The organism is Arthrobacter methylotrophus (assembly GCF_039539965.1).
GTDB classification, from domain to species: domain Bacteria; phylum Actinomycetota; class Actinomycetes; order Actinomycetales; family Micrococcaceae; genus Arthrobacter; species Arthrobacter methylotrophus.
On the sequence record NZ_BAABED010000001.1, the window covers coordinates 2,095,398 to 2,117,396 of the forward strand.

The window sequence follows — 21,999 nt, forward strand, 5'->3', positions numbered from 1 at the left end:
CGGCTACTGCGCCTCTCGTGTTGTGATGGGCAGGACGAGGCGGGATTGATGGGCGGCGTCGCGGTAGATCTTGTGGGTGACGGGCCGGCCCACCGGGAGGTGGAAGGCGTCCGGGGGGAGCAAGGCGTTGTGTTCATCTGCCAGCGGTTCGCCGTTGGAGAGTTCGGCCACGAGGCGGTGTCCGGGTTTGAAGGTGTTGGCAAAGGGGTAGAGCCGCAGCACGTACTCCTCGATCGTCCCCGGCTCCACTGGCACGGATGCTGTGTGTGGGTGGTATGGGTTGCCTTCTGTGGTCCGGTGGTCCAGTTCGCGGTGTGAGGCTTTGAGGTAGCCGGTGGTGATCAGCTGGCGTTTGCCGTTCGGGGCGGTGTCCCAGAGGCGAAGGATGAAGTTGGTGTCGCTCTGGTCGATTTCGGCGAAGATGTGTGCGGCGCCGGTGCCGATCATTTCGGTGTCGTTTTCGAACGGGGCGGTGCTCCACGAGAGGATTTCGACCTTGTCCGTTACTGTCAACGGCGCCTGGTAGAAGCCGTCCGGGGCGGCGTATTCGGCTCCCATTGGTTCAGGCTCTTCAGAGATCTTGTGCCGCGGGCGCAGGTACAGGGACTTGTATTCGATATCTTTCGGCGGCCATTGCTCCGCCGTCACTACCTCGCGGGAGCCCTCCACGAAGACGCTCACGGCCGGTTCGTCCATGACTCCGTTGTCGATGCCCTTGATCCAGTAGTCGTACCAGCGGAACATTTTGTCGTGTTCTTCGATGAAGGGGCGCGATTGCATGGGCGGGTAGGGGCCTATGGTGAGTTTTTTCGGGCCCTTCAGGGTGTTGTACAGCTCGATGGTGCCGTCAAGGGTCCACCCGCGGCCTTGGTCGAGTTGTAGCCAGACCGGAATGTCGATGTTTGGCGCGAGCGTGATGGGATTGCGCTCTTCGTACCAATCCCCGTCGAGTTCGTTCATCACGATGTCGAACCAGGCTTCGTGGTTTTTGGGGTAGTTCAGGACATGGACCAGGTTTGGCCAGGCGGCGATGTCCGGATCCTCCAGGCGCATGGCGACAAGTTTTTTCAGCTCATCGGGGGAGTGCTTTTCAATCATCCGGGATTTTACGTTGTCGGTGAACGCCCAGCCGGAGTCCCCGCCGCGGCCTTCGCGGGCGGCGCGGGGCATGAACCACATGATGCCGCCGTGGTAGGTGGTCTCGTAGAAGTCGTAGTGGCCGCCGGAAACGAAGATCGCCTTGAGGTGGGGAGGTCGCTCGGCGGCGGCCAGCACCTGCATGGAACCGAAGTAGGAGATGCCCACCATGCCGACGTTGCCATCGCACCACGGCTGGTCGGCGACCCACTCGATGAAGTCGTAGGCGTCCTGGCCGAGGGAAACACCTCCGGCGTTGTAGTTACCGATGTGCTCCCCGCCGGAGAAACCCGAGCCGCGGAGGTCGCCGATGACGTGGACGTAATCCTCCTTGACGATGCGGGCGATGTCGCCGGCCTCAATGCAGCCGTCCCACATCGGGCTGGGCCGCCGCTGCGGGGGAGTGGTGAGGGCGAGGGCCTGCAGCTCCTTGCCGTACGGGCTCAGGGCTACTAACGCCGGCCGCGGTTTGTCGTCGGGACCGTGGTATGCGTCCGCCGCAAGCTCTACTCCGTCCCGCATCGGAACCCGGAGGTCCTTGCGGACAGCAATTGTCTGCCCGCTTGCATTCAGCAACTGAAAGTCATCCATGAGTATTTACTCCTCATCTTCGGTCAAATGGTCCAACGTCGTGCGGTACCCGTGGAGGGTGGTGAAGAACGGGGCGGGTTCCAGTGTGGGATCCCCTTCGTAACCGAGGTCTTCGGCAACGCCTGCGAAGGGCGAATACGGCGAGTCCGTATCCTGCAGGCCGGAGGCCAAGCAACCGCAGGCCGCATTCTTGACTCGGGCTTCGATCTCCAGGCTCCCTTGGAGCGCTTCCCCGGCCTGTCCGGCGTCGAGCTCTACGCCGTAGGGCGTTCCGTCTTCGCGGCGGTACGGGTGCCCCAGATACAAGTGGCGGGGACGGATTTCATCGCGCAAGTATTCAAGGCTTGAGCGGTAGCCGACCGGGTCCACGAACCCCGGGAAGCCGTTGGCCGCGCCGTGGACCTGAACCGCGTCCCCGACAAACACGTCATTCTGTCCGTCGAGGACGTAGGCGACCGACCCCGGAGTGTGGCCCGGAATCGAGTGGACCGAAACGGTGACGTCCCCGCCCAACGAGAGGGTCTCACCGCCCCGGACTAATAGCGTCGGTTCCATCTCGCCCGAGATAACGGCATTCGTGGCCGCCGTCAGCTTCGCCTCGCCGTCGAGATCATGCAAGTACTGCGCCCGTCCGGAAAGGTATTCGTCCACATGGACCCGGCGCGAGCGCAAAAATGGTGCGTCGGCCTCATGGATGACCACCTGGGCGCGGCGTCCGGTGAGTTCCCAGAGGGCGTATGCCCCGCCGATGTGGTCGATGTGTCCATGGGTCAGCAGGATCCAGCGGACGTCCTCGATCCGGCGGCCGATCGCCTCCAGTGCCGGCACCATGCCTTCCGCAGGCGAGGACGCGATCCCCGTGTCGACGATGGCCGGCTCCGGGGAGTCGATGAAGAAGCTGTAGAGGCCGAACCGGCCCCACGGCGAGACCAGGGGATGTACAGCAACCGGCTTCGTCATTGACCGGGCCTCGCGTTCAGGAATTCACCTGTCACCTCGAATGCCCGGTAGAACTCCGGAATCCAAGAGAAGTTCTGGACAAAACCGTGGTTGGCGCCTGAGTAGCGGGTCACTTTTGTCTCGACGCCGGCTTCCGCCAAGCGCTGGCCGTAAAGTTCACCCTCGTCACGGAGCGGGTCGAACTCGGCCGTGATGATGAGTGCAGGTGGAAGGCCCGCAAGGTCTGCCCTTTTGATGGGGGATACGAGGGGATCCGCCGGGTCCGCGCCGCTCTCGACGTAGAAAGAGTTCCACGGCCTGAGGCCGATCGTCTCGAGCCCGTACCCCCGCGAGTTTTCCTGCAGCGACGCGTAACGCTCGACGTCGAAGTCCAGGTCCAGCGAGGGATAGAACATGATCTGATGGGTGATCCGGTTGAACCCGTCGTCGTGGGCTTTAGCAGCGACCGCCGCGACGAAATTGCCGCCCGAGCTGTCGCCGGCGATCGCGAGGTTCTTCCCGTCCCACTTCAGACTTTTGCCTTCCCCGGCAGCCCAGCGGACCACCCCGTAGCAGTCATCAAGCCCTGCCGGGAACGAGGCTTCGGGAGCCAAGCGGTAGCCCACCGAGATGACCTTGTGGCCGGTTTCCTTCGCCAGAGACCGTGCCACATGGTCGTGGGTGTCCAGGCTGCCCAGGAAGAACGCCCCGCCGTGGACGTACACCAGCAGACCATAAGAGTCCGCCTCCACCGGCGTGTAGATCCGGATGGCGACCTCGCCGGTCGCCGTCGCGGCCGTCGCATCTTCGACGACTGCGAGCGGCAGGCGGTCCGCCGCGGGGGTAACCCGCTGCTCCTCGGCGGCCCGCATCGTGGCCGGATCCGGACGGGTGCCGTCAGCCGGCGGGATGTGGTCGAGGATCTCGGCGATCTGCGGATGGATAGGCATCTTGCGACCTCCGTCTTACTGCTTGGCCGGGAACGCGGATTCCACGGCGTCGGCGTGCCAGCCCTGGCGCGACACACGCTGCAGCTCGTCCGTCAGCGGCTTGCGGGTGGCCTCGTAGATCGCCAGTGCGTCCTTGACGGAGTCGCCCTGCAGGAGTGCGTCGGCGAACCCGCCGGCGTCCAGGATCGCCGAGTTGGCGCCCTGGCCCTGGTGGTGGAGCATCGCGTGGGCAGCGTCGCCGAGCAGCGCAACGGAGTCGGTGTGCCATGAGTCCAGGGGATCGATGTCGAACACCGAACGGCTCGTCACCTGGCTCAAGTCGAGCTCCCGGGCGACCTGGATGATCCGCTCGTCGAATCCTTCGAGGATCTTCTCCAAGTACTCATGGGTGATTTCCGGCGCCCACGAGGCGTCGTCAGACGGGGCCGTGATGTCGTAGGAGAGCTGCCCGCGGTGGCGCAGCGGCAGATTGTACGCGATCGTGCCGTTCTCGCCCATGTAGAAGCGCGGGTTGTCGTCGGTGACGAGGCCGTGGGCGTCTTCGATGGAAATGACCGCGCGGTAGGCGTGCTCGCCGGAGAACACCGGTTCCTTCTGCGAGAACAGCTGGTAGCGCACCGTCGAACGGATGCCGTCGGCGCCGATGACGAGGTCGGCCGTGATGACCTCGCCGTTTTCGAAGGTCAGGGTCGCGTGGTCGCCGTTGTCCTCGATGGTCTCCAGCTTGTAGCCAAGGTGCACCATGCCTTCGGGGAGCACGCTCAGCAGGGCGTCGATGAAGTCCCCGCGGTGGATCATGCGGTTGTGGTTGACCTTCTCGTAGGCGTGCAGGAAGGGCCACTCCTCGTTGGCGAGGACGTGCTTACCGTCCGCACTGAGGATCTCAAGGTGGTCGCTGGGCGAGCTCACCGCGGCAATCGCGTCGAAGATGCCCCATTGGCGGAACAGTTCGACGGTCGGCGGGCGCAGGCCGATGCCAGCACCAACCTGGCCCAACGCGGGCGCCTGCTCATAGACGTGGACGTTCTCCGCGCCGATATTCTGCAGAGCCTTGGCAACAGCAGCGCCGCCGTAGCCGCCGCCGATGATGGCGATGTTGAGGTTCTTGATGTCTTGAGCCTTCATTGCTTAAGTCACTTTCTTGACAATTCTTGGCCAGGGCCAAGTCTGGGGAAACGGGTGGGTTGTGGGGTCTGCCCTGAAGTCAGGCGTCCAGCGATAGGAAGTCGGCCGGGTTGGTTTCGAGGAGGAGTTTGAGGGTGGCGTCGTCGATGCCGGCCTCGCGCATATCCGGGATCATGTCCTCGAAGATGTAGTTGATGGTGTGGCCCTTGACGCCTGGCCAGCCCAGGGGGCTGCAGTTGGCGTCGGCGGAGACGAGGAGTTTGTCTGCGTAGCCTTTGTTGACGAGGTTCACGAAGTGCTGCATGCGTTCGGCGCGCTTGCGGCCCCAGAAGGGCGGATCGGGAAGTTCGAGGTCGTAGCCGAAGGTGTCGAAGCCGATCCGTCCGCCTTGTTTGTAGATCCAGTCGTGCGGGGTGATCGGGGCGTTGAGTCCGTCGTCGGCGTGGCCGAAGAGCACGCGGTCCAGGGAGAGGCCTTCTTCGTTGAAGATGGCCACGGCTGGTTCGGGGTCGATGGCCAGGTGGGTCAGGATCGGTGCACCCGTGAGGACGGCGGCGCGGGCCGCGGCCCGGTAGATGCGTTTGTCCAGCTCCGTCATTCGTCCGCCGCGGCTTACGCCGACCTTGATGACGCCGGCCTTGGCGCCGGTGTTTCCGATGCCGACGGTGATCTCGTGGATGAACACTTTCGTGAGGTAGTCCACGGTGGCGCGGGAGAAGTGCGGTAGTGCGGTGTCGCCGCCGACGAACCCGGTGCAGGCCACGATGTGCACGCCTGTTTTTCGTGACAGAGACTTGTAGTAGTCGACGTCGCGGCCGTTGCAGATACCCGTGGCGTCCACGAAGGTGCCGCCGCCGTATTCGCGGAACTTCCGCAGCTTCGGCACGGTTTCTTCATAGGCTTGTTCCGGAGTCTTCCACCATTTGCTGTCCAGTTCGGATCCGGGCATGCCGTAGCCGATGTGTTCGTGGACCGCCACGATTTCCAGTTCTTCGGCCGGAATGGTTCCCAGCACTGTGTTGACCTTGGTCATTGGTTCACCTCAGGAGTTCGAAAGCTTGTTGTCGGTGGGCGGGGACGTGCTTAACGCACGGTGAGTAGCTTGCGCGGGTTCTCCGCGAGGATGCGCTGGGCGTCTTCCTCGCTCAAGCCGTGTGCCTTGAGGTGCGGTACGAACGTGGCCAGGACGTGGCTGTAGGGCAGGTTGTATTCCGGAACGCCCTTGGCGACTCCGATCGAGTTTCCCGAAAGGATGATTTTGTCGGCGTGACCGGCCTGCACGAGTTCGAGTACCAGTTCGGTGCGTTCGTGGTCGGTGAGGTAGTCCGGATGGTCATTCAAGCCCACGTGGTCGATGCCGACGAATGCTCCGCGGCGAGCCACTTCGAGGGCGGAGCCGGCGGCGTCCTTGCGGTCCAGCTCGCCCACGAGTACCCGGTCGGCCCCGACCTGCTCGTCCAGGACGATGTCCAGGTCGTGCAGGGCGTCGGCGCCGAAGCGGATGGAGACGGGGACACCGGTGTTCTTGGCGGTGCGGGCGGAGCCGCGGAACAGGCTTTCCTCGGTGGGGGTCATCCCGGCGCGGTCGGCGATGGTGGTCACGATGCCGGCGGCGGCGCGGCGTTCGAGCCGGGGGACCACCATTCCCTCGGTGACTTCCTTGCCGAAGAGATCGCTGAACTTGTCGGCCGGCCACGGGGTGGGTGGATTGGTCTGTGGCGTAAGGAAGTATCCGCCGAGTTCTTCCTCCGGGCCCAGGCCTGTGGAAGCGATGATGTGGACGCCGGTGGAGCGGGAAAGTGCCTCGTAGAGTTTGAGGTCGCGGCCGTGGAACATTCCGGTGCTGTCAACGATCGTTTGCCCGCCGTGCTCGCGGAAGTCCGTGAGTTTCGCGGCCAGCGCCTGGAAGATCTCTGCCCGGTCCATGGAGATGTCGGGAGCGTACTGGGCGCCCGGGAGCACTGACAACAAGGCCTCGTGGACCGCGACAATGCCCAATTCCGTCGCGGGGACGGGACCCAGGACCGTATTGACGGTCCGCCCATCGGCGGTATGGAACGCGTCGCCGGTATCGACGGGTATGGTGTGGCTCACTTAGCTTCTCCCTTGAAGATCGGGTTCTGAATGCAGGGGCGCAGCGGAGTGTGACCATGCCGTCGCTCCGTTGCGGTGTTGTCAGCATCACATATTTCTTTACATCGTGTCAAGGAAATTTTCGCAACGTATGTTTACTACTCAAAAAACAGATTATGAAGCCAACGCTACGTAAGCCCTCTTGACATCATGTAAAGCTTGGCTTCAGAATGTGGGGAGCGCCACATCTCTCCGGCCGATGCCGGCCAATACCTCGGTGGGCACCAGTCTTGGCGCCCCATCAGAGGATCGAACGGAAACAAGGGAGTTTCATCGATGAGTCAGACCATTTCCGTAGCGAGCCGCGGCTCGGTACGGGCCACTTTTGTGGCCGCCTACAGTGCGGTCACCCTCGCACAGATCACCAACGCATTGCCAGGGGCCCTCAGCGGCACCTTTGCCGTGGAATTCCACACCTCGGGTGCCGGACTGACCTGGATCGCGGGCATGTTCCTGATGGGCATTGTTGTATTCGAGCTCAGCTGGGGACTCCTGGGCGACATGTTCGGACGCAAGAAGCTGCTCTACGTCGGCGCTGCCGTCAGCATCGTCGGCTCCGTTATGGCCGCGATGGCGCCCACCACAGACATGATGATCGTGGCGCAGGCCATCGGCGGCATCGGGGCCGGCATCCTCTTTCCCATATCGCTTTCCATGATCGCGGCGATCACTCCTGACCACCGTGCCCGGGCAAAGGTCATCGCCACCTGGGCCGGGTTCCTCTCGCTGGGCGCGGTGATTTCCCCGATGCTCGCCGGGTTCACGGCGCAGTTCTTCACCGTGCCGGGTGGTGCACCGGGCGCCCCGAACGCCTTCAGTGGCTGGCGCGCGGCCTATTTGGTTGCGGCCGCTGTCGCCGTGCTCGTGCTTATCATCGCGGTCAAGGCAAAGGATTCCGCAGCGGCCGAGGGACGCAAGATGGACCTGCCCGGCCAGGTCACTCTCGCACTCGGCCTCATCGCCGTCCTTTACGCCACGGTGACGGCGGTTGACGCCGGCTTCGGCAGCGCCCAGGTGATCGCAAGCTACATCGCTGGCGGAATCCTGCTGCTCGCTTTCGTCGTCATCGAATCACGCACCGCGCAGCCACTGATCCACCTGTCGCTGTTCAAGAACAGCTCCTACTCGATTACCGGCATTGTGGCAGTCACCGGCATGTTCGCATTCCTCGCGATCTGCTTCAGCACGAGCGTCGCCGTCAGCGGCCTGGCGCTGGCCGAGACCTGGAAGATCGGAGTACTGTTCGTCTTCATCCAAGGCCCGGCATTCGCCTTCATTCCGGTTGTCGGATGGCTCATCCACCACGTTGCGCCACGCTGGGTGCTCACGGCCGGTTTCGCTCTCATGGCCGTCTCCGGTTTCTGGCTCTCGACGTTCGCCCTAGGCACTCCAGAGACCTTCGGTGGCACCCCGTGGACGACGTTCATTCCGCCGCTGCTGCTACTGGGTATCGGCTTCGCCCTTACGGTTGGCTCAGTGACCGCCGTGGCCATCAACACCGTCCCCGTCCAGCAAATCGGCATGGCATCCGCCACGACGAATCTCTTGCGCGACCTTGGCTTCGCGCTCGGCCCCGTCATCGGCTCGGCCATCGCCTTCGGCATTGGAGCCACGGTGTTCGCGGGTCCCCTTGCCGGGATCCTCGGGGTGGCAGGTCTGCCCGCAGATGCGGTGGCCGGGCTGGTACACGTGCCACCGTTAGGCTTCCTCTCAGGCTGGGACGGCGTTGTCGCCCAATTCTCCGGCCAAGCAGCGGCAAGCGGCGCGCCCGCCCAAGCGGTCGACGGCATGGTCAAGGCACTCGTCGCCGCCAAGCCACATATCCAGGGCGTCGCCGGGACCTCCCTGGGCCAGGGTTTCCAGACTGTCTACCTCTCCGCGGGCATCGCTGCGACCCTCTCCGCCATTCTCACTCTTTTCATCTCCGCACGGTCCTCGGCACCTACCGCGGACGCCATTGCGGAGACCACCGAAGCAAACGAGGAGGCCGCCGTCATTGATTGACGGATGGCTTCACCCCCTACTATCCGCAAGGAGAACACCGTGACTGCACCCATCGAGTCAAACATCGACATCTGGGATGACGACGTCCTCGTCGACCCCTATCCCACCTATGCCGCGCTCCGCGAGCAGGCTTCAGTGGTCCACCTTCCGAAGAACGATCTGTACGTCTTGACGCGCTACGACGTCATCCGCGACGCCCTTGGCGACCCCGAAGCCTTCTCCTCCTCCAGCATCGGATTCAACCCCATGGTCAACGAGGCGCTACAGGGCACCTCCCTGGCCTCCGACCCGCCCATTCACACGCAGCTCCGCGCCACCTTGTCCCAGAACCTCACCCCCCGAGCCCTCCGTGGCCTCAAAGTCGTCATCGACGAAAAGGCCGACAAGCTCGTCGCGGAACTGGCCGCGAGCGGCAGCTTCGAGGCCATCGACGCCTTGGCCCGTGCCTTCCCGATCGAAATCGTCGCCGACCTCATTGGCTTCAGCGGTCACGTCAAGGCCAACATGCTGCGCTGGGGCCAGGCTGCGATGCAGGTCATCGGCCCGCTGAACCAGCGCACCCAGGAGAGCTTCCCGATCGCCGGCGAGCTTTACGGCTGGTGCTCCTCGGTCACCGCGGACGACCTCACGCCCGGCTCCATTGGGCGCGGCATCTTTGACGCCGAGACCCGCGGCGACATTCCCGAGGGCTCCGCGGGCCACATCATCCACCAGTACCTCGGAGCCGGCGTCGACACGACCATCGCCTCTATCGGCAACATCGTTGCGCTGTTTGGCCACCACCCCGATCAGTTCGAGCTGGTCCGAGAGAACCCGGAACTCGTTCCCGCCGCGTTCGCTGAAGTGCTCCGCTACTGGGCGCCGGTCCATATCTGGGGCCGGAAGGCAACCCGCGATGTGGAAATCGATGGAGTCACGATTCCTGCAGGTGCCCAGGTGGGCGTCCTGTTCGGCGCCGGCAACCGGGATCCGCGCCACTACGAGAATCCCGACACTTTCGACGTGAAACGCAACCCCGTGGACCACCTCTCGTTCGGATATGGGCCGCATGGCTGCGCCGGGCAGGGCCTCGCGAAGCTCGAGGCGCACGCGATCATCGAAGCGCTTGCCCGAAGGGTAAAGACCCTGGTCCTCGCCGACGAGGCCCGCGAGCCCAGCAATATAACGCGGAGCTTCGAGGTGCTCCAGGTTGAAAAGGTGGTGGCAGCATGAGGATCGAACTGGACCGTCCCCGCTGCGAGGGTCACGGCCTGTGCGAGGAGGCAGCGCCCGCGCTGATGCACCTGGATGACGACGGCGAATTGGTCATCGATGTGCCGGAAGTGGATGGGTCCGATCTTGACGCCGCGAAGGCTGCGGTCAGGGTTTGCCCGGTCGCCGCGCTCCGATTGGCCGCGGCATGACCATGCGCAGGATTGTGGTGGTCGGCAACGGAATTGCTGGTCTCACGGCGTGCGATTCGCTCCGCTCGGCAGGTTTCGACGGTGAGTTGACGGTGGTGGGCGCGGAACGCCACCATCCGTATAGCCGCCCGGCCCTGTCCAAGGCGCTGCTGCACGGCGTCGATGGGGTGGGTGTCGACGGGAACAGCGAGGGCGCGCTGCAGGCGCACGAACTTCCCGAGCCGGGCCACGAAGCAAGGGAGTTGCTCGGCGTCAGCGCCACGGGTCTGGACGTCGACGCCCGGCTGGTTCATCTGGACGGAGGCGATGACCTGCCGTATGACGGCCTTGTTATCGCCTCCGGTTCCAGGGCGAGGCGCCTCACGGCGGGTGTGCAAGGGAATAGCTCCTCACACGAGCTCACCTTGCGCACCATCGAGGATGCCATCCTGCTCAAGGAACGCCTCGCATCGCGGCCCTCAGTCGTCGTGGTCGGTGGCGGACCACTCGGAATGGAAGTCGCCTCAGGCTGCCTGCACGTTGGCTGCGACGTCACGCTCGTCTCCGACGCCAAACCACTCTCGCGCCAGCTTGGCGACCATCTGTCGGACATGTTCACCTCCGCCGCCATCCGGCGCGGACTGCGAGTGGTTGCCGGCGGGCAGGCCCGCTTGCTGGACGACGACGCCGGGACACGGGTTGTCCTGGCCGACGGCAGCGAGCTCCGGGCCGATCTCGTGGTCACCGCAATTGGCGACGAACCGAATGTCGGCTGGTTGGCCGGCTCGCAGCTACTGACCGACGGGTCGCTGCGCGTCGACGCGCGTGGACGGCTGCGGCCGGACATCGTGGCTGCCGGCGATGTGGCGTTCTTCCCCACCCGCTACGGCGTTCAACGGGTTCCCCTGTGGACGAGCGCCATCGACCAGGCCAAGAACGCTGCGCTCGGACTGCTCCAAGGCGAAGCTGCGCCCGAGTTTACCTTCCAGCCGTACTTCTGGACCGAGGGTTTCGGCCTCTCGCTCAAGGCTGTCGGGTTCACGCCGGTGGTCGGGACGCCGGACTATTGCGAGCCGGGCGATGGCGGAGACTCGGTGCTCCTGCGCTGGCAGAACGACGACGGATTCGGCACCGCCGCCGCGGTCAATTACCGGATTCCGATCCCCAAACTGCGCCGCTTGGCTGATGTCGGTCCCGGGGCGCTACGTCGAGAGGCGCCCCTAAAGCTCTGAAACCGGATCTTGCTTCACCGTCTTGACAGCGTGTCAGGGCGTTTGCCGTCGCGCATCTTTCGCGCTTGCTGCGGACGGTTGCCTCACACCACCGATAGGATTGCCTTATGTCCTCCCTGCGAGAAGCCCAGAAGCAGCTGACGCGCGACACCATCGTGGAACGTGCGCTTGAGCTCTTCACGAAGAAGGGTTACGGCGCGACGACCATCGATGAGATCGCCGCGGCGGCCGGTACCACCCGGGTGACCTTCTATGCCTACTACCCTTCACGCAGCGACTTGATGAAGGACTTCATGGCGCGCGTCAATGCCGTCCTCGACCGTGCGGACGGCCCTGATCGTATGTCGACCGCCCCCGATCTCGTCGAGGTGGTGCGCGTCGGCGAGCTCGAGGGCATCCTTGCGTGGCTCGAGTCGCGCGCCGCGCTATGGCCGGTCTTCCGTCCGTACCTTGACGTGCTTGACGAAGCCGCCGCAGTCGATCGTGAGGTTCGGGACTTGGTGGAAGGGTGGCATGAGGAGGTCATTTCCGACATCGTCCGCGGCCTACAACTCGCCGGACGTTTCTCTGAGGAGACGCACCGCATCCGCGGAACACTCGCCTTCACGCAGCTCGACTTTGTCGCCACACTGTGGACACGACGCAAGCTCGAACCAAATCGCGACCATGCCCTCGAGGTGCTCGCCGACAGTTGGTATCACCTTCTCTGCGACGAAGGCTAGGACAGGCTGCCGCCCGGTGCGGCGGTCCGTGTGCTTGCCTAGATCCAGTCCCGTTTCTTGAAACCGAGATACAGGAATATCGATCCACCCGCCATGAGCGCGCTGGACATCCACAGTCCTGCATCGTTTTGGAAGCCGAAGAACGGCACATTCTGCCCGAAGAAGCCGGTGATGGCCGTGGGAACTGCGATGATCGCGGCCCAGCTGGTGACTTTCTTCATGACCAGGTTCATCTGGTTTCCCTGGATGCTGATGTGGGTCTCCAAGATAGTGGTGACCAGATCACGGAGCGATTCCGTCCATTCGGTGGCGCGCAGGACATGGTCGTAGACGTCCTGGAGGAAGGGCTGCATCGCGGGGCTGCAACCGATCAGGTCATCCCTCCGGAGGAGTGTGTTGAGGACTTCGCGCATGGGGAGGATGATCCGGCGCAGTTTGACGAGATTCTTGCGGAGCTCGAACGTTTTCCGCTGCAGCTCGTGGTCGGGGGAGTGGTCTTCGAAAAGCGACTCTTCGAGGGCGTCGATGTATCCATCGAGTTCCTGGACGGCATCGAAGTGGCCGTCGACGATCATGTCCAGGAGTCCCCAGAAGAGGAACGGTACCCCATGAGTGGTCAGGTCCGTCTCCGCGTCCCAGTAGGCCATGAGCCTTTCGGTGTCGAACTCGGGTCCGTGCACGGTTACCAGGGCCTTGTGGGTCACGAAAGCCGAGATCTCGGCGACGGCGAGCTCGCTGCTGCCCGGCTGTAGCTTGGCTTGATAGGCCGCCAGGAACAAATGGTTCGGGTACCGATCGAGCTTTGGCCGCTGAAAGTCATGGACCGCGTCCTCCACGGCCAGGCGATGCAGGCCAAACACCGTTTCGACGCCGAGCAGGTCATCCGCCGTCGGGTTCGTGTAGTCGATCCACAGCACGACGTCGTCCTGGTGCGCCAGCGCCTCGATTTCAGGAGCGGTGACGTCATCACGTTCGAGTTTGCCCTCGCGGTATAGCCGTATAAATACCATCCGCACCATGCTACGGGACCGTTGACACACCTCAGGACCTTGAGGAGACGTCGATGTTCAGCCGGGAAACAGCTCAGCCCGGGATATCGGCCGTGACTCGCTCACCGTTGAAATACTCGAGCTCCCAGCCGTCGATGGAATGGTGGTGGGCCAAGTTGAGCACGGCGTTGTCGATGCTTTGCAGGGTGCGGCCAATGGCACGGCTGAGGCTCAGCCGGATGAGCGTGCCGTGGGCCACCACTAGAACACGGTGGCCGGCGAACTCCTCGGCCAAGGCATGCAACGCACCCAAACCGCGGCTTGCCGCGTCGTCCTCGTCTTCGGCGCCGCGGAAGCCGCCGGGGATGCGCAAGGCATCCAGCTCGGGGCCGTCCTGCAATCCTTCTGCGTGTCCGAAGCTACGCTCGGCGAGCTCCGGCACATGCCGGGTCACCCTGAGCCCCAGCCCTCCGGCGATCAGTTTGGCGGTTTCCACGGCGCGGCTCAGCGGGGAGCAGACCACCGCGTCCCATTCGTAAGCTGAAAGGACAGCGACGGCGTCGCGCGCCTGGTTGCGCCCGACGTCGTTCAGTGGAATGTCGGTGGACCCCTGGATCCGGCGCTGCGCATTCCAATCTGTCTGGCCATGGCGGACGAGGGCGAAGGTAGTGAGGTTCATACTGTCCATTCTGCCTTGGGGGCAGCCGCCGTCCGTGCGCGTAGCTCGCGCCGAAGGATCTTGCCTGACGCGGACTTGGGAATCACTTCAACGAACTCGACAGACCGGATGCGCTTGAACGGCGCGACGCGTGCTGCAACGAATTCCATGACATCGTCGTCCCCGAGCTCGGCCGCCCCCTGCCGGACGACGAAAGCCTTCGGCACCTCTTCGCGGTCGTCCGTTCGGACTCCGATGACTGCAGCGTCCGCGATCCGTGGGTGGGTGAGGAGAAGGGCCTCGAGCTCTGCAGGGGCTATCTGGTAGCCCTTGTACTTGATGAGTTCTTTGAGCCGATCGACGATCGTCACGACCCCGTCGGCCGTGACCGTCGCGATATCGCCTGTGCGGAGGAAGCCGTCCGGATCGATCATGGCGGCGGTCGCGTCCGGACGGTTCAGGTAGCCGAGCATGACCTGCGGTCCGCGCACCAGGAGCTGCCCGGGGGCGCTCGCCCCTTCGGCGGGAACCTCGATCTCCTCGTCGGTGGCAATGTCGAGGAGCTTGCACTGCGTGTTCGGCACGGTGTATCCGACTGAGTCGAGGGGGATGTTCCCGGAATCGTCACGCGGGATGGCATGGGACACGGGGCTCAGTTCGGTCATGCCGTAGCCCTGGAGTACCGTGCACCCGAGTCGGCTCGCGACGGCGTGCCCCAGCCCGCCGTCGAGCGGTGCCGCTCCGGAGAGCACAACGCGGACTGAGGACAGATCGTAGCGGTCCACCAGTGGATGCTTCGCGAGGGCGACGGCGATGGGCGGCGCGATAAAGAGGTACGTACATCGATGGTCCTGGGTAATGCGCAGAAACTCGGCGAGATCGAACTTCGGCATGGTAACGAGCCGGGCCCGCTCGCCGAGTGCAAGATTGAGCAGCACGGTCAGACCATAGATGTGGAAGAAGGGCAAGACGGCGAGCACCACGTCGTCGGGAGTCACACGGAAAAAGGCGCGGGCCTGCGCGACGTTCGCCACCAGGTTGTACTGACTGAGCATGACGCCTTTCGGCGTTCCACTCGTCCCCGATGAATAGGGGACGACGGCGGCCGCGTGCGGGTCGACGCTGAGCCTCGGCGCAGGAAGACCGGCCTGAAGCACGTCCGTGAGCGAAGGATGCCCCGCCGCTACAGCCGGATCGCCGCCGTCGAGCACCACTATCCGCCCGGCCGGGATGCCGGCCGCCTGAGCCGCGGCCTCTGCCCGTTTGAGGAACGGCGAGATCGTGAAGAGCCAGGTGGCACCCGAATCGGCGAGCTGACGGCCGACTTCTTCGGCGGTATAGAGCGCGTTGACGGTGGTAATGGCGGCGCCCGCGCGGAGGGTCCCGTGGAAGACGACGGCGAACGCAGGGATGTTGGGACAGAACAGTCCCAGCATTGTGTCTGGTCCGACGCCCTGCTCCGCGAGCCAGCCCGCGGTGGCATCGATCTGGCCAACGAGCTTGCCGTAGCTTGTCTCTTCGCCTGAGGCGCCGTCCACAAGCGCAACCCGGTCCAGGTCGTCGATGCTTAGCCCGCCGAACAGGTATTCATAGAGAGTGGTTTCGGGGATTTCGACATCGGCGTACGGGCTGGTGAACATTGCGGCTCCTTCGGCGCACGACGCCAGGGAGTCAGACGGCCATCACGGCGTCAGCAGATGACCGGATCGAGAAGTTGACCTCTGATTGCCGGGAATCAGTCAGGTATGGAAGATGGTGGGATTGCGAACAGCGGCGGAGCGCTTCCATGGCGGAAGCGTCGACACTTGCACCGCTGACGTCGATTTCCAGGGATGCGCCCTGCATGAGTGTGTTGGCGCGGCTCACGACGCCGTAAAGCTCGTGAAGGCTGCGGGAGGTGAGGTGTCCCTGGGCAGTGATACGGATCTGGGCACTGTCGATGTCCATTTTTACGAGAAGCCGGATTTTTTCGGTCATGATTCCTCTTCCGATCAGGAACCGCAACGCTGCGGTCCGGAACCAGACTAAGCGGAGGATGTGACACGGGCAACACTAAGATCGCTTAGCTTACTTCGTCCTTGTCGCTAGGACGACACCTCGGCCAACCCCGCACAGGGTGCCTCCACCAAGGTTCCCGTGTGCCAGGTCCGGCCGGTTCGATCTCTTTGCGAGAGGGGATTATGGCGCCGAGGCGGGACGGGAAGCTGCGGCATGACGGAAGGACCGGCGTGCCGCATGGCGGGAACCGAAGGCGTGGGTGATGTTCCGCGGAGTGGAACTTCCGGGCAAAGATCGGTGATCAGGCCCATTCCGGCGTACTCGCGCACATCGCTGATCCCGCATACCGCTGCGGGCTTGTCGGGAAAGGACCTGGAGATGGCTACCACTGTGCCGTCCGGCGCTTTGAGTCTGAATTTGAAGCTCGTGTCCTCGTCGATAAAGAGTTCAAACATCCCGGTCATGCGTATCCTCCTGAACAGCGGGCGGCTGGCGACGCCCGGTAGGTCTCGCCGGCGCCGGGGCGCGACGGTGCGCCCCGGTCCCTTTTAGTCCGGCAAATGGATCATCTGACTACCAGCGTGTGATGCTCGCCACGCGGTGTGTTAACCAACATACGGGGGAAGAGCCTTGACTGGCTAGTGCATGAGGGCAACACTATGGCTGTCGCTGCTCGAGAATCCGGAGGGCTGCGTCTTGGGCGGCCAGCGCCTCGTCATCGACTATCTGGCCCGGCAAGTGTCCGGCGGCGGCGATAGCCTGCCGCAATTCCGCCACGGAACGAGGGGTACCCACGCCCAGGTGCGCCATCACGTGGCAGTTGCCGCACAGCGGTACGAGATCGGCTATCGGATCCAGCTGGTAGCCGCTGCCAAGTTGTGAAACCGGCACCACATGGTGGACGTGGACGAAGTCTTTGCCGATATCCCCGTACGTTATTTCGAAGGAGAAACCGCACACGGCGCAAGACATTCCGTGGAAAGCCAGGCAGATCCGGCGGGCTTCAAGGTTTCTCTCGTATCGGTTCGTTTCGATCCGGCTGACGGCTTCTTCCGGATAGGTTCCGGGAACGGTCCCGCATGGCTCGGAAGCCGCTGGTCCGTGCTCGCGCCACACTCGCTGGAGGAGCGGTTCCGATTCCAAGGGGATAAGCCGTCCGGAGCCACGGAAGGTGTTCCAAGCCACGTCCGGCACTTCACTGGAGAGGACACTCGACGGTATCTGGCCGCCGAGGGGGAGCAGGGCATCGAAGGCCACGCTGACGTACCGCTCGGTACCGTTCGGTACGGAACTGTTCGGCGTGGGGCGCCTGGGTGCCTCATAGCTTTCGGACATGACGACGCCGTGTCCGATGAGCCCGTGTCCGTGGAGACCCCCGCCTTGCAGGAGAAGCCATGCTTGATTGCCTGGCTGGATCCTTCGGTGTACCCCGACGTTCCACCGGTCCAGGAACTGACCTGTTTCGGTGACCTGCTCGATCACCGCGTCGTAGTCCCAATCGTTCCCACGCCCTGGGTTCCATCCCAGGATGATGGCTACCATGGCTACTCCTCCCTGGGTGCCTGTGAATCTATGCGAGTCGGGTCCGGACGATGTCGCTGACGGCTTTGCCGTCAAAGCGGCCGGCGACCTTCGCTGTGACCGGTTTCATCACGACGCCCATCTGCCTGATCGTGAGCTCCTGACCGCTGGCCTTCAGCGCTGCGATAGCTTCATCAACGATGGCCTCAACCTCGTCCGGGGTCAACATTTTGGGTAGGTATGCCTCGATCACCTCTGCTTCGGCGACTTCGGCTGCGGCGCGCTCCAGTTCGCCAGCCTCAGTGTAAATGCGGGCCGTGTCCCGGCGCTTGGCGGCTTCCTTCTGAAGCAACGCCGTCACCTGGGTGTCGTCCAGCTCGATGGGTGTCTTGCCCGACTTCTCACGCGTCTCGATTTCGCCCAAGACGTTGCGGACCGTCGTGAGCGCGGTCTTGTTACGGTCCTTCATGTGGACGACGACGTCGTCGTGCAGACGCTGCTTCAGGGTGCTCATGGTAGTTCCTTCGCCTTGGTGGTTGTTTCATTCTTCACGGTCTGGACCGTCTCCGCAGAAGAGCCATGCAGCCTGCCGGCCCGGTATCTAAAATTCTGCCTCGGGCGATCCCCCAAGAAGGCCTTCGGCGACGTAGCATCAAGGTAAGCGGCAGCCAGGAGAGTGGCGAAATGTTTGAGAGATTTACGGACCGTGCCCGTCGTGTTGTTGTGCTTGCCCAGGAAGAGGCACGCATGCTCAACCATAACTACATCGGTACCGAGCACATCCTTTTGGGTCTGATCCAGGAGGGTGAAGGCGTTGCCGCCAAAGCGCTTGAGTCCCTGAGTATTTCGCTTGAGGGAGTCCGCGAGCAAGTGCAGGAGATCATTGGCCAGGGCAGGCAAGCCCCGTCCGGTCACATCCCCTTTACCCCGCGCGCCAAGAAAGTGCTTGAGCTCGCGCTCCGGGAGGCCCTGCAGCTCGGCCACAACTACATCGGTACCGAGCACATCCTGCTTGGTCTCATCCGGGAGGGCGAAGGCATTGCCGCGCAAGTCCTCGTCAAGCTTGGCGCCGACCTGGGCCGCGTCCGCCAGCAGGTCATCCAGCTGCTTTCCGGTTACGAGGGCAAGGACACCCCTGGCTCAGTTGCCGGACCGGGGCAAGCGGAGGTGGCCCCCGCTGGTTCGGTGGTGCTGGACCAGTTTGGCCGCAACCTGACCCAGGCTGCACGCGAAAACAAGCTCGATCCCGTGATCGGCCGCGAGAAGGAGATGGAACGCGTCATGCAGGTCCTTTCCCGCCGCACCAAGAACAACCCGGTGCTGATCGGTGAGCCCGGCGTCGGCAAGACCGCCGTCGTCGAAGGCCTCGCCCAGGCGATTGTCCGCGGTGACGTCCCGGCGAGCCTGAAGGACAAGCAGCTTTACACACTCGACTTGGGCTCGGTGGTGGCCGGGTCCCGCTACCGTGGTGATTTCGAGGAGCGGCTGAAGAAGGTCCTGAAGGAAATCCGCACCCGCGGGGACATCATCCTCTTCATCGACGAGATCCACACCCTGGTGGGTGCCGGTGCTGCTGAGGGTGCCATCGATGCCGCATCGATCCTCAAGCCGTTGCTGGCCCGTGGTGAACTCCAGACTATCGGTGCCACCACCCTGGACGAGTACCGCAAGCACATCGAGAAGGATGCCGCTCTGGAGCGCCGCTTCCAGCCGATCCAGGTTCAGGAACCCTCAGTTGCCCACACCGTGGAGATCCTCAAAGGCCTGCGTGACCGCTACGAAGCGCACCACCGCGTGACCATCACGGATGGAGCGCTAGCGGCAGCGGCGAGCCTTTCGGAGCGCTACGTCTCGGACCGCTTCCTGCCGGACAAGGCGATCGACCTGATCGACGAGGCCGGTGCACGCCTGCGCATTCGCCGCATGACCCGTCCACCGGAGCTCAAAGCCATGGATGAGCGCATCGCCGAGGTCAAGATGGAGAAGGAATCGGCCATCGACGCCCAGGACTTCGAGGGTGCCGCCTCGCTGCGCGCGAAGGAGCAGAATCTTGTGGCCGAGCGCAGGGAAAAAGAGCTCCGATGGAAGTCCGGCGGCATGGGCGGCAATTCCGAGGTCGACGAGGAGCTGATCGCCGAGGTGTTGGCAAATTCAACCGGTATCCCGGTCTTCAAGCTCACCGAGGCAGAGTCGTCGCGTCTGCTGAAGATGGAAGAAGAACTGCACAAGCGGGTTGTTGGCCAGGATGAAGCAATTAGCTCAGTCTCGCGGGCCATCCGCCGCACCCGTGCAGGCCTGAAGGATCCCAAGCGGCCGGGTGGCTCGTTCATCTTCGCAGGGCCCACCGGCGTCGGCAAGACCGAGCTCGCCCGGGCCCTGGCTGAATTCCTTTTCGCCGACGAGGAGGCCCTTATCACGCTGGACATGTCCGAGTACTCCGAGAAGCACTCGGTCTCGAGGTTGTTCGGTGCACCTCCGGGCTACGTGGGCTATGACGAGGGTGGCCAGCTGACGGAGAAGGTCCGCCGTCGTCCGTTCTCCGTGGTGCTGTTCGACGAAGTGGAGAAGGCACACTCCGACCTTTTCAACTCACTCCTGCAGATCCTCGAGGACGGGCGCCTGACCGACTCCCATGGCCGGGTGGTGGACTTCAAGAACACGGTGATCATCATGACCACCAACCTGGGCACCCGGGATATTTCCAAGAGCGTGGCCACCGGCTTCCAGTCCGGCACGGACACCACCACTGGCTATAACCGGATGCGGGCGCGGGTTACCGAAGAGCTCAAGCAGCAATTCCGCCCCGAGTTCCTCAACCGCGTTGACGACATCATTGTCTTCCCTCAGCTCACGCAGGACGAGATCATCGAGATCGTGGACTTGATGATCGGACGGTTGGAGCAGCATCTGGCCGACAAGAACATGGGCATCGAGCTGACAGCCGCCGCCAAGGTTCTCCTGGCCACCCGCGGCTACAATCCCGCCATGGGTGCCCGGCCGCTCCGCCGCACCATCCAGCGCGAGATCGAGGACCAGCTCTCCGAGAAGATCCTCTTCGGCGAACTGCACCCGGGCGACATCGTGGTGGTGGACGTGGACGGCGAAGGCGACGACGCCAAGTTCACCTTCGCGGGCAACGCCAAGCCGCGCATCCCCGACGCGCTGCCCGCAGTGAGTTAACGCGAGTTAAGCACACGAGTCCGGCCGCCGTCGGGGTCGCTCAGCTTTAGGTGGCCCAGCTTGGGGTGGCTCGGTCAGACCGCATGGCCGAGGCCCGAGAGCAAGCGGGCGACGGCGTCCTCCCCGGTGGGCGGTGGGCCGAAGACCTCGCTTTGCCTGGCGGTATCCGCGACATAGCGGCCGGTTGCGAACCAGTCCATCATGGCCTTGAAGTCCTTCGCCATGGTGTTGCTCGTCCCGGGGATGGCCAGAACCTGTCTGCCGAGCAACCGGGCGGAGATCCCGGCGATTTCCTCCATGCTCACCGGCCGGTCCCAGCCGATGTCGATTCGTTGCCCGTCGACGCCGTTTGCGTCCACTGCTGCTGCAAGGTATCCCGCAAGGTCACGGGTGAGTACGAAAGTCAGTGGAACGCTCACGGATCCGAACCACGTGAGTTGCCCTTTGCTGAAAGGGTCGCCACCAAAACGCGTGACCTGGTCAAGGAATGCGCCTGGCCGTAGGGCCACGAAAGGAACCCCGAGTTCTTCCAAGCGATCCTCGGCGAGTTTCTTGTGCCAGAAATGCGGCACGTCCGGGGTTTGATCGCACGTGAGGATGCTCGTCAGAACGAATCTCCGAATGTCTGCCTGGCTGGCCGCATCGACGAGATTAATGTTGCCCACGGTGTCGATGAGGGGGCTGTCGCCCTCCCGGTGGCGGGTGTATCCCGCCGCCGAAGTGACCACGCTATCGACGCCGTCCATGGCCCGTAGGAGCGAGGCCGGCTCCATCATGTCGCCTCGCGCGATCGTGGCCCCAAGGGTTTCCAAGCGCGCCGCGTCCGAACCGTGGCGCACCAAGGCTCGGACTTGTTTGCCTCGCGCCAACAGCTCGGACACTACTTGGGCGCCCAGCAGCCCGGTGCCACCGACCACAAGCACTGGTCCGGGGCCAGCCATTATCGCCCTTCAATTCCACGAGACTCGATGAACTCCTTGAATTTGTTCAAGTCCGCCGTCACCTGCATCTCGTCAACTTGGAGCGCGGCTCCGGCCTTCTCCACGAGCGTTTCAGGTGCCCATTCGAAATGGACCTTGACGTGCGTGTGATTGGCGTCCAAGGGTGAAAACCTGATGATGCCTGCGTGCGACTTTCCATCAATGCTCCGCCAGGCAATCCGGTCGTCGGGTTCCTGATCGACTATTTCCGTATCGAATTCCCGTTCCACGCCGCCGACCTTGGTGACCCAATGGTTGGTTGTGTCACTCAGCCGGGTAACGGATTCCACACCCGACATGAATCGGGGAAACGACTCGAACCGGGTCCACTGCTCGTAGGCCGCACGAACGGGTACAGCTACGTCAATCGTCTCTTCAACCTTTTTCATTTTCCAACCTCCCTGGGACTTGCGTGAACTGGCCGCAGAGATTGCCCGTGGGGGCCGTCCTACGGGAAG

General features: G+C 63.5%; 22 protein-coding genes. 6 read left to right on the top strand and 16 right to left on the bottom strand.

The annotated features are described in order from the left end of the window. Positions 1–3: 3 nt before the first annotated feature. The 6 genes from ABD884_RS11125 to ABD884_RS11150 all read right to left on the bottom strand — a co-directional run bounded on the left by ABD884_RS11125 (position 4) and on the right by ABD884_RS11150 (position 6,836). Positions 4–1,728, bottom strand: coding sequence for a CocE/NonD family hydrolase (locus ABD884_RS11125; RefSeq protein WP_345045443.1), 1,725 nt, complete (start codon positions 1,726–1,728; stop codon positions 4–6). A gap of 6 nt (positions 1,729–1,734) precedes the next feature. After that, positions 1,735–2,688, bottom strand: coding sequence for an MBL fold metallo-hydrolase (locus tag ABD884_RS11130; protein WP_345045450.1), 954 nt, complete (start codon positions 2,686–2,688; stop codon positions 1,735–1,737). After that, positions 2,685–3,617, bottom strand: coding sequence for an alpha/beta hydrolase (locus ABD884_RS11135; protein ID WP_345045457.1), 933 nt, complete (start codon positions 3,615–3,617; stop codon positions 2,685–2,687). The genes ABD884_RS11130 and ABD884_RS11135 overlap by 4 nt, the downstream gene beginning before the upstream one ends. 15 nt (positions 3,618–3,632) lie before the next feature. Beyond that, positions 3,633–4,742, bottom strand: coding sequence for an FAD-dependent oxidoreductase (locus ABD884_RS11140; RefSeq protein WP_345045461.1), 1,110 nt, complete (start codon positions 4,740–4,742; stop codon positions 3,633–3,635). A 79-nt stretch (positions 4,743–4,821) separates the two neighbouring features. Then, on the bottom strand, positions 4,822–5,775 hold the full coding sequence (locus ABD884_RS11145; protein ID WP_345045466.1) for a phosphotriesterase family protein: 954 nt from the start codon (positions 5,773–5,775) through the stop codon (positions 4,822–4,824). Between the two features lie 50 nt (positions 5,776–5,825). Continuing rightward, complete coding sequence (locus tag ABD884_RS11150) at positions 5,826–6,836, bottom strand: phosphotriesterase family protein (RefSeq protein WP_345045469.1); 1,011 nt, start codon at positions 6,834–6,836, stop codon at positions 5,826–5,828. Between the two features lie 315 nt (positions 6,837–7,151). Between ABD884_RS11150 and ABD884_RS11155 the strand changes: the two genes are divergently transcribed. From ABD884_RS11155 to ABD884_RS11175, 5 genes are all read left to right on the top strand, one after another. Beyond that, complete coding sequence (locus ABD884_RS11155; RefSeq protein WP_345045474.1) at positions 7,152–8,879, top strand: MFS transporter; 1,728 nt, start codon at positions 7,152–7,154, stop codon at positions 8,877–8,879. Between the two features lie 39 nt (positions 8,880–8,918). Next, a complete protein-coding gene (locus ABD884_RS11160; RefSeq protein WP_345045482.1) occupies positions 8,919–10,091 on the top strand; it encodes a cytochrome P450 in 1,173 nt (390 codons plus the stop codon). Next, positions 10,088–10,282 carry a ferredoxin gene (locus ABD884_RS11165; RefSeq protein WP_028267238.1) on the top strand — a complete coding sequence of 65 codons (195 nt, stop codon included), beginning with the start codon at positions 10,088–10,090 and terminating at the stop codon, positions 10,280–10,282. The genes ABD884_RS11160 and ABD884_RS11165 overlap by 4 nt, the downstream gene beginning before the upstream one ends. Further along, positions 10,279–11,493 carry an NAD(P)/FAD-dependent oxidoreductase gene (locus tag ABD884_RS11170; protein ID WP_345045493.1) on the top strand — a complete coding sequence of 405 codons (1,215 nt, stop codon included), beginning with the start codon at positions 10,279–10,281 and terminating at the stop codon, positions 11,491–11,493. Before ABD884_RS11165 ends, ABD884_RS11170 begins: the two co-directional genes overlap by 4 nt. A gap of 107 nt (positions 11,494–11,600) precedes the next feature. Next, the gene (locus ABD884_RS11175) at positions 11,601–12,215 is read left to right on the top strand and encodes a TetR/AcrR family transcriptional regulator (protein ID WP_028267236.1); all 615 of its coding nucleotides are present in this window, start codon (positions 11,601–11,603) and stop codon (positions 12,213–12,215) included. A gap of 38 nt (positions 12,216–12,253) precedes the next feature. Here the strand turns inward: ABD884_RS11175 and ABD884_RS11180 are convergent, their stop codons facing one another. The 8 genes from ABD884_RS11180 to ABD884_RS11215 form a co-directional block, all read right to left on the bottom strand. Next, positions 12,254–13,225, bottom strand: a complete 972-nt coding sequence (locus ABD884_RS11180; protein ID WP_028267235.1) for a magnesium transporter CorA family protein — start codon at positions 13,223–13,225, stop codon at positions 12,254–12,256. 73 nt (positions 13,226–13,298) lie between these two features. Continuing rightward, positions 13,299–13,892, bottom strand: a complete 594-nt coding sequence (locus ABD884_RS11185) for a histidine phosphatase family protein (protein ID WP_345045508.1) — start codon at positions 13,890–13,892, stop codon at positions 13,299–13,301. Next, the gene (locus tag ABD884_RS11190) at positions 13,880–15,502 is read right to left on the bottom strand and encodes an AMP-binding protein (RefSeq protein WP_345045511.1); all 1,623 of its coding nucleotides are present in this window, start codon (positions 15,500–15,502) and stop codon (positions 13,880–13,882) included. The genes ABD884_RS11185 and ABD884_RS11190 overlap by 13 nt, the downstream gene beginning before the upstream one ends. 31 nt (positions 15,503–15,533) lie before the next feature. Next, complete coding sequence (locus tag ABD884_RS11195; protein ID WP_345045516.1) at positions 15,534–15,839, bottom strand: hypothetical protein; 306 nt, start codon at positions 15,837–15,839, stop codon at positions 15,534–15,536. 107 nt (positions 15,840–15,946) lie between these two features. After that, positions 15,947–16,324, bottom strand: a complete 378-nt coding sequence (locus ABD884_RS11200) for a YegP family protein (protein WP_345045521.1) — start codon at positions 16,322–16,324, stop codon at positions 15,947–15,949. 193 nt (positions 16,325–16,517) lie between these two features. Further along, on the bottom strand, positions 16,518–17,402 hold the full coding sequence (locus ABD884_RS11205; protein ID WP_345045527.1) for an HNH endonuclease: 885 nt from the start codon (positions 17,400–17,402) through the stop codon (positions 16,518–16,520). 28 nt (positions 17,403–17,430) lie between these two features. Next, the gene (locus ABD884_RS11210) at positions 17,431–17,895 is read right to left on the bottom strand and encodes a GatB/YqeY domain-containing protein (protein WP_345045532.1); all 465 of its coding nucleotides are present in this window, start codon (positions 17,893–17,895) and stop codon (positions 17,431–17,433) included. Further along, positions 17,892–18,140, bottom strand: a complete 249-nt coding sequence (locus tag ABD884_RS11215) for a hypothetical protein (protein WP_345055336.1) — start codon at positions 18,138–18,140, stop codon at positions 17,892–17,894. The genes ABD884_RS11210 and ABD884_RS11215 overlap by 4 nt, the downstream gene beginning before the upstream one ends. Between ABD884_RS11215 and ABD884_RS11220 the strand changes: the two genes are divergently transcribed. Then, positions 18,066–20,561, top strand: a complete 2,496-nt coding sequence (locus tag ABD884_RS11220; protein WP_345045535.1) for an ATP-dependent Clp protease ATP-binding subunit — start codon at positions 18,066–18,068, stop codon at positions 20,559–20,561. The two genes, ABD884_RS11215 and ABD884_RS11220, sit on opposite strands and share 75 nt — an antisense overlap. A gap of 74 nt (positions 20,562–20,635) precedes the next feature. On the opposite strand, the gene ABD884_RS11225 is transcribed toward ABD884_RS11220, so the two are convergent. Together ABD884_RS11225 and ABD884_RS11230 are read right to left on the bottom strand one after the other, a co-directional pair. Then, entirely contained in the window at positions 20,636–21,502 is an 867-nt protein-coding gene (locus ABD884_RS11225; RefSeq protein WP_345045541.1) for an SDR family oxidoreductase, read from the bottom strand. Then, entirely contained in the window at positions 21,502–21,930 is a 429-nt protein-coding gene (locus ABD884_RS11230) for an SRPBCC family protein (protein ID WP_028267227.1), read from the bottom strand. The genes ABD884_RS11225 and ABD884_RS11230 overlap by 1 nt, the downstream gene beginning before the upstream one ends. Between the last annotated feature and the right edge of the window lie 69 nt (positions 21,931–21,999).